This is a genomic window from Mycobacterium sp. (assembly GCF_035506235.1).
Taxonomy (GTDB): domain Bacteria; phylum Actinomycetota; class Actinomycetes; order Mycobacteriales; family Mycobacteriaceae; genus Mycobacterium.
In genome coordinates this window covers 1-6,707 of the sequence record NZ_DATJPU010000232.1, presented here as the reverse complement: position 1 = coordinate 6,707, position 6,707 = coordinate 1, and the positions used below count along the sequence as shown (strand labels likewise).

Here is a 6,707-nt window from a genome sequence, read left to right as displayed (position 1 = left end):
TACCGCGCGGTGTCCCAATTGGTCGGCGACGGAGCGCGATTCGACGAAGCCGTGCCCGGCCGCTGGGACGTGACGCGCGAGGGCGGCCACTCTCGGCGCCGCATCGTGCACGCCGGGGGCGACGCCACCGGCGCCGAGGTGCAGCGCGCCCTCGACCACGCCGCGGCCATGCTGGACATCCGCACCGGCCACGTGGCCCTGCAAGTGCTGCACGACGGCACCGCGGTGACCGGGGTGTGGGTCGGCAACCCGGACGGGTACGGGATCGTCAGCGCGCCGTCGGTGATCCTGGCCTCCGGCGGGCTCGGGCACCTCTACGGCGCGACCACCAATCCCGACGGCTCCACCGGCGACGGCATCGCGTTGGCGCTGTGGGCCGGCGTGACGGTCAGCGACCTGGAGTTCATCCAGTTCCACCCGACGATGCTGTTCGGCGGTCGAGCCGGCGGGCGGCGTCCGCTCGTCACCGAGGCCATCCGCGGCGAGGGTGCGATACTGCTTGACCGGCAAGGCAATTCGGTCACGGCCGGCGTTCACCCGATGGGCGACCTGGCCCCGCGCGACGTCGTCGCCGCGGCCATCGACGCGCGCCTGAGGGAGACCGGCGACCCGTGCGTGTTCCTGGACGCGCGCGGCATCGTGGGCTTCGAGGCGCGGTTCCCCACCGTCACGGCCGCGTGCCGGTCCGCCGGCATCGACCCCGTCCGCCAGCCCATCCCGGTGGTTCCCGGGGCGCACTACAGCTGCGGCGGCATCGTCACCGACGTGTGGGGCCAGACCGAGTTGCCCGGGCTGTACGCCGCCGGCGAGGTGGCCCGCACCGGGATGCACGGCGCCAACCGGTTGGCTTCCAACAGCCTGCTGGAGGGTTTGGTGGTCGGCGGTCGGGCCGGACGGGCCGCGGCCGCGCACGCGGCGGCGGCCGGGCGTCTCGCCGTCACCGCGCCCGAGCCCGTCGCCCAGACCGCCTTGGAGCGCGACGACCTGCACCGGGCGATGAGCCGGCACGCCTCGGTGGTGCGCGATGCCGCCGGGCTGAACCGCTTGTCCGACAAGCTGTCCGGGGCACCGGTCCGAAAGTTGGCCGGCCGCCACGATTTCGAGGACATCGCGTTGACGCTGACCGCCCGCGCGGTGACCGCGGGAGCCTTGGCGCGCACCGAAAGTCGCGGCTGCCACCACCGCGCCGAATACGCGGATGCCGCGCCGGAACAGGGCCGCAGCAGCGTGCTCCGGCTGGCCGCCGACCACAACTCCGTGCTGGTGGAGGCGCTGGCGGCGGTGGGCTGACGATGCTGTCGGACTGCGAACTCGACGCCGCTCGGGACGCCATTCGGCGCGGCCTGCGCGAGGATCTGCGCTACGGGCCCGACATCACCACGCTGGCCACGGTGCCCGCCGGCGCGGTGGCCACGGCGTCGATGGTGCCCCGTGAGCCGGGGGTGATCGCCGGGCTGGACGTCGCGTTGCTGGTCCTTGACGAGGTGCTCGGCGCCGGCGGTTACCAGGTGCTCGATCGCGTCGAGGACGGCGCTCGGCTGCGCCCGGGTGAGTCGCTGCTGACCGTGCAGGCGGAGACCCGGGGCCTGTTGACCGCCGAGCGGACCGCGCTGAACCTGATCTGCCACCTGTCGGGGATCGCCACCGCGACGGCGGCTTGGGTAGACGCGGTGCACGGCACCAAGGCCAAGGTCCGCGATACCCGCAAAACCCTGCCGGGCCTGCGGGTCTTGCAAAAATACGCGGTGCGCGTCGGCGGGGGCGTCAACCACCGCCTGGGTCTCGGCGACGCGGCGCTGATCAAGGACAACCACGTCGCGGCCGCGGGCTCGGTGGTCGAGGCGCTGCGGGCGGTGCGCGAAGCCGCCCCCGACCTGCCGTGCGAGGTGGAGGTGGACTCGCTCGAGCAGCTGGACGGGGTGCTGGCCGAAAAGCCCGAGCTGATCCTGCTGGACAACTTTCCCGTGTGGCAGACGCAGACCGCCGTGCAGCGCCGCGACGCGCGGGCGCCTGCCGTGCTGCTCGAGTCGTCCGGCGGCCTCAGCCTGGACAACGCGGCGACCTACGCCGCCACCGGTGTCGATTACCTGGCCGTCGGGGCGCTGACGCATTCGGTGCGCGCGCTCGACATCGGCCTGGACATGTAGGGCCGTTCATTTCAGTCGCGAAAGTGCAACTACCGACGGCCTACTCGGAAAACGTGTCGCTAGTTGCACTCTCGCGGCTAGGTGGCGTCAGCCGCGCAGCAGGGTCCGCGCCGCGGGCTTGGCGGCGTCGAGTGCGCCCGCATCACCGGAGATCCGGGACAAAATCAGCGCGCCCTCGATCAGCGCGATCACCGCGACTGCAACGCGTTGCGCCTCCGTGGTGGACCAGCCGTCGGAGCGGAGCCGCTCTTCGATCGCCGCAGACCAACCGTTGAAGGCGCGCGCCGACGCCTCGCGTACCAGCGGGCTCGCGTTCACCGCCTCGGTGGCGATCGGCTCGATCGGGCAGCCGTCGCGCTGATCGCCGGCCAACCCCGCGATCAGCAGGTCGACCCAGCGGTCGACGATGTCGGCCACCGGCCGGCCCGTCGCCAGGAACCGGCGCAGCAGTTGCTCGATGCCGGTCCCCTCGGCGACGACGACCGCGGCGGCCAGCTGTTGCTTGCCCCGCGGGAAGTGGTGATACAGCGAACCGGGCTTGACCCCGGCCTCCGCGAGGATCTGGTTGAGGCCTGTCGCCGCGTAGCCCTGCCGGCGGAACAGGGTGGCGGCCTTGTCGATCAGCGCCGCGCGGCTGCGATCTGGTCTGGGCATCGGTATTGACAATACTTGAAAGATCACTCAAGAATGCTGAGATGAGGCAGTTGACTTTCGAAGAGACCGGGCGATACGCGTGGCGCGAAACGCCCGAGCCGCAGATCACCGCGCCCGAGCAGGCGCTGGTGCGGCCGCTGGAGGTGGCCTGTTGCGACCTCGACGTCGCGGTGTGCCACGGGCGGCTGCCCCTTCCGCCGGGGTACGCGGTGGGCCACGAAGGATTGGCCGAGGTCGTCGCGGTCGGCGATGACGTCAAAAGTGTCCGCACCGGCGAACGAGTCGTCGTGCCATTTCAGATCAGCTGCGGCACCTGCCACGAATGCCGCCGCGGGGTGACCGGTTCATGCAGCTCGGGGCCCCTGATGGCGATGTACGGAATGGCGCCGATTGCCGGGCTGGACGGCGGTGGCTTCATGTCGGATCTGGTGCTGGTGCCGTATGCGGACGCGATGCTGATCCCCGTTCCCGACGCCGTCGAACCGATCTCGATCGCCTCCCTGTCCGACAACATTCCTGACGGGTGGCGGACCGTCGGGCCGTTCACCGACGAGCTGAACGCGCTCGATCCGGCCGACCGCCGCGTGCTGGTGGTCGGGCGGCTGTCGATCGGGTTGTACTCGGCCGCCTTCGGCGTGGCGCTGGGCGCCCACGTCGACTACGTCGACACCGACCCGCAGCGGCTGGCCGCCGCCGAGAAGCTCGGCGCGGTGGTCCACGACGTCGCCAAACCCGACAAGTCGTGGGACCCCTACCCGGTCACCGTCCACACGACCGGCGACGCGGCGACGCTTTCGGCCACACTGCGAGCGACCTGGGCGGACGGCGTCTGCACCGACACCGGGATTTACCCCGAATACAAGGTCGAGATGCCGTTGCTGCCGATGTACACCCGCGGTGTGCGGTTCGTCACCGGACGCGTCAGCGCGCGCACGGTCATCCCGAGGGTGCTGGAATTGCTGGCCGACGGCCTGGACCTGTCGCCGGCCGTCGACCGCGTCGTCGCCTGGGAGGATGCCCCCTCGGCGTGGCCGACGATGACCGGTAAGACCGTCTTCACCCGGGCGTAGGCCCTCGAGGTTTGGGTGTGCGTCCTGGGCGCGAAATTCCGCCGTCAGCGCACACTGAAAGCCCTCAGCGCACAGTCAACGACGGCGGTCCCAGGTAATCAGGCGATATCGCCGACGAAAACCCCCATCCGGCTCAGCTGCATGCGCGCCATGCGCGGCAGGTTTTGGGCGTCGGGTCCGTCGTAGCCGGCGGGCAGGATCCGCGGGTTGGTGATGTGCACCTGCTGACGGGCGAAGCGCAGGTCCGCTTGGCCCGCGGCCAGCACGTTCTTCACCCAGTCCGTCTTGCCGTGGGCCAAAGCGATCGCCAGCACATTTCCCTTGCGGTAGGCCGTCACGATGGTCTTGTACGGCTTGCCGGACTTGCGACCGCGATGCTCGATGGTCCCGGTTCCGGGCAGAAAGCGCGCGATCGGCTTGAGGGCATTGTTGAGGTACTTGACCTGAAGGTTCTCAAACCAGACCGGAAAGACCATCGGGACGCCCGGGGCGTTGTTTGGGTGATCCTTTTTGGACATGACGGCACTGTACCGGTCCGCTAGCGGCTGGAGCCGTTCCGGGAGCGCGACTTCGGTGGCGGGCAACGTTCGTCGAATCGTGCTGACTGGTGGCGGCGGAACCCCCGAGAGCTAATGCGGTTGCTCCCATCGGGGACAATGGAGAACGTGACCCCCACCCAAGCGTCGCCGATCGCCCGCATCGACCTGCGCGGCGCGGAGCTGACGGGCGCCCGGCTGCGGGCAGCGCTGCCGCGCGGCGGCGCCGACGTGGACAGCGTGTTGCCCACGGTGCGCCCGATCGTGCAGGCCGTCGCCGAGCGCGGGGCCGAGGCGGCGCTGGAGTACGGGGCGTCGTTCGACGGCGTGCGGCCCCGGGCCGTGCGGGTGCCGGCCGCGGCGCTCGAAACGGCGCTGGCCGAGCTCGACGCCGACGTGTCAGAGGCGCTGCAGGTGATGATCGAACGCGCCCGCGCCGTGCACGCCGACCAGCGGCGCGCCGACGTCACCACCACCCTGGGTCCCGGTGCGACGGTCACCGAACGCTGGGTTCCGGTCGAGCGCGTCGGCCTGTACGTGCCCGGCGGCAACGCGGTGTACCCGTCGAGCGTGGTGATGAACGTGGTGCCGGCGCAGGCCGCCGGCGTCGGCTCGCTGGTGGTGGCCAGCCCGCCGCAGGCCCGCTTTGACGGGCTGCCGCACCCGACGATCCTGGCCGCGGCCCGGCTGCTGGGCGTCGACGAGGTGTGGGCGGTCGGCGGCGCCCAGGCCGTCGCCCTGCTGGCCTATGGCGGCACCGACACCGACGGTTCGGAACTTGAGCCCGTCGACATGATCACCGGGCCCGGCAACATCTACGTCACCGCCGCCAAGCGGCTGTGCCGCTCGCGGGTGGGCATCGACGCCGAGGCCGGGCCGACGGAGATCGCGATCCTGGCCGACCACACCGCCGACCCCGCGCACGTGGCCGCCGACCTGATCAGCCAGGCCGAGCACGACGAGATGGCGGGCAGCGTGCTGGTGACCCCGAGCGAGCAGCTGGCCGCGGCCACCGACACGGAACTGGCCGCCCAGCTGCGAACGACGGTGCACCGCGACCGGGTGACGGCCGCGCTCGGTGGACCCCAGTCGGCGATCATCCTGGTCGACGACCTGGACGCCGGCGTCACCGTCGTCAACGCCTACGCCGCCGAACACTTGGAGATCCAGACCGTCGACGCCCCGCAGGTCGCCGGCCGGATCCGTTCGGCCGGTGCGATTTTCGTGGGCCCCTACGCGCCGGTGAGCCTCGGCGACTACTGCGCCGGATCCAATCACGTGCTGCCGACCGGCGGCTCCGCGCGGCATTCCAGCGGCCTGTCGGTGCAGACCTTCCTGCGCGGCATCCACGTCGTCGACTACACCGAGGCGGCCCTCAAGGACGTCTCCGGACACGTGGTCACGCTGGCCAAGGCCGAAGACCTGCCGGCGCACGGCGAGGCGGTACGGCGGAGGTTCGAGCGATGACCGGACCCAAGAAACCGGCGCTTGACGACCTCCCGCTGCGCGATGACCTGCGCGGCAAAACCCCTTACGGCGCACCGCAATTGGCGGTGCCCGTGCGGCTGAACACCAACGAGAACCCGCACCCGCCGACCCAGGCGCTGGTCGACGACGTCGTGCGCTCGGTGGGCGGGGCCGCCGCCGAGTTGCACCGTTATCCCGACCGCGACGCCGTGGCCCTGCGCCGCGACCTGGCCGCCTACCTCACCGCACAAACCGGCGTCCCGCTGGCCACCGAAAACGTCTGGGCCGCAAACGGTTCCAACGAAATACTGCAGCAGCTGCTGCAGGCGTTCGGCGGGCCGGGACGCACCGCGATCGGGTTCGTCCCGTCCTACTCGATGCACCCGATCATCGCCGACGGCACCCGCACCGAATGGCTCGAAGCCGCGCGCGCCGACGACTTCAGCCTCGACGTCGATGCCGCGGTTGCCGCCGTCACCGAACGCAAGCCCGACGTCGTGTTCATCGCCAGCCCCAACAACCCGTCGGGACAAAGCGTTTCGCTGCCGGACCTGCGGCGGCTGCTCGACGTGGTGCCGGGCATCCTGATCGTCGACGAGGCCTATGGCGAATTCTCCTCGCAGCCCAGCGCGGTGGCGCTGGTCGAGGAGTATCCCACCAAGCTCGTCGTCACCCGCACCATGAGCAAGGCATTCGCGTTCGCCGGCGGGCGGCTCGGCTACCTGATCGCCACGCCGGCAATGATCGACGCGATGCTGCTGGTGCGGCTGCCCTATCACCTATCGTCGGTCACCCAGGCCGCGGCCCGGGCCGCGCTGCGGCACGCCGACGAC

The 6,707-nt window shown here is 71.0% G+C and carries 7 protein-coding genes; 5 read left to right on the top strand and 2 right to left on the bottom strand.

Going from position 1 to position 6,707, the window contains the following annotated elements:
- Together nadB and nadC are read left to right on the top strand one after the other, a co-directional pair.
- A partial coding sequence (gene nadB, locus VMD50_RS21135) for an L-aspartate oxidase (protein ID WP_325430374.1) occupies positions 1-1,290 on the top strand: 1,290 nt, incomplete at its 5' end.
- A 2-nt stretch (positions 1,291-1,292) separates the two neighbouring features.
- On the top strand, positions 1,293-2,147 hold the full coding sequence (gene nadC, locus VMD50_RS21130) for a carboxylating nicotinate-nucleotide diphosphorylase (RefSeq protein WP_325430372.1): 855 nt from the start codon (positions 1,293-1,295) through the stop codon (positions 2,145-2,147).
- 87 nt (positions 2,148-2,234) lie between these two features.
- Here nadC and VMD50_RS21125 read toward each other — a convergent pair whose 3' ends face one another.
- Positions 2,235-2,801: a TetR/AcrR family transcriptional regulator gene (locus tag VMD50_RS21125; protein ID WP_325430370.1), complete on the bottom strand. Its 567-nt coding sequence runs from the start codon at positions 2,799-2,801 to the stop codon at positions 2,235-2,237.
- A gap of 41 nt (positions 2,802-2,842) precedes the next feature.
- Here VMD50_RS21125 and VMD50_RS21120 point away from each other — a divergent pair, with 41 nt between their 5' ends.
- Positions 2,843-3,871, top strand: coding sequence for a zinc-dependent alcohol dehydrogenase (locus tag VMD50_RS21120; protein WP_325430368.1), 1,029 nt, complete (start codon positions 2,843-2,845; stop codon positions 3,869-3,871).
- A 98-nt stretch (positions 3,872-3,969) separates the two neighbouring features.
- Here VMD50_RS21120 and VMD50_RS21115 read toward each other — a convergent pair whose 3' ends face one another.
- The gene (locus tag VMD50_RS21115; protein ID WP_325430366.1) at positions 3,970-4,389 is read right to left on the bottom strand and encodes a nitroreductase family deazaflavin-dependent oxidoreductase; all 420 of its coding nucleotides are present in this window, start codon (positions 4,387-4,389) and stop codon (positions 3,970-3,972) included.
- Between the two features lie 138 nt (positions 4,390-4,527).
- On the opposite strand from VMD50_RS21115, the gene hisD reads away from it, so the two are divergent.
- On the top strand, positions 4,528-5,874 hold the full coding sequence (gene hisD / locus VMD50_RS21110; protein WP_325430364.1) for a histidinol dehydrogenase: 1,347 nt from the start codon (positions 4,528-4,530) through the stop codon (positions 5,872-5,874).
- Positions 5,871-6,707 (top strand): histidinol-phosphate transaminase (locus tag VMD50_RS21105; protein WP_325430362.1); only part of this gene is annotated, 837 nt, incomplete at its 3' end. The genes hisD and VMD50_RS21105, both read left to right, overlap by 4 nt.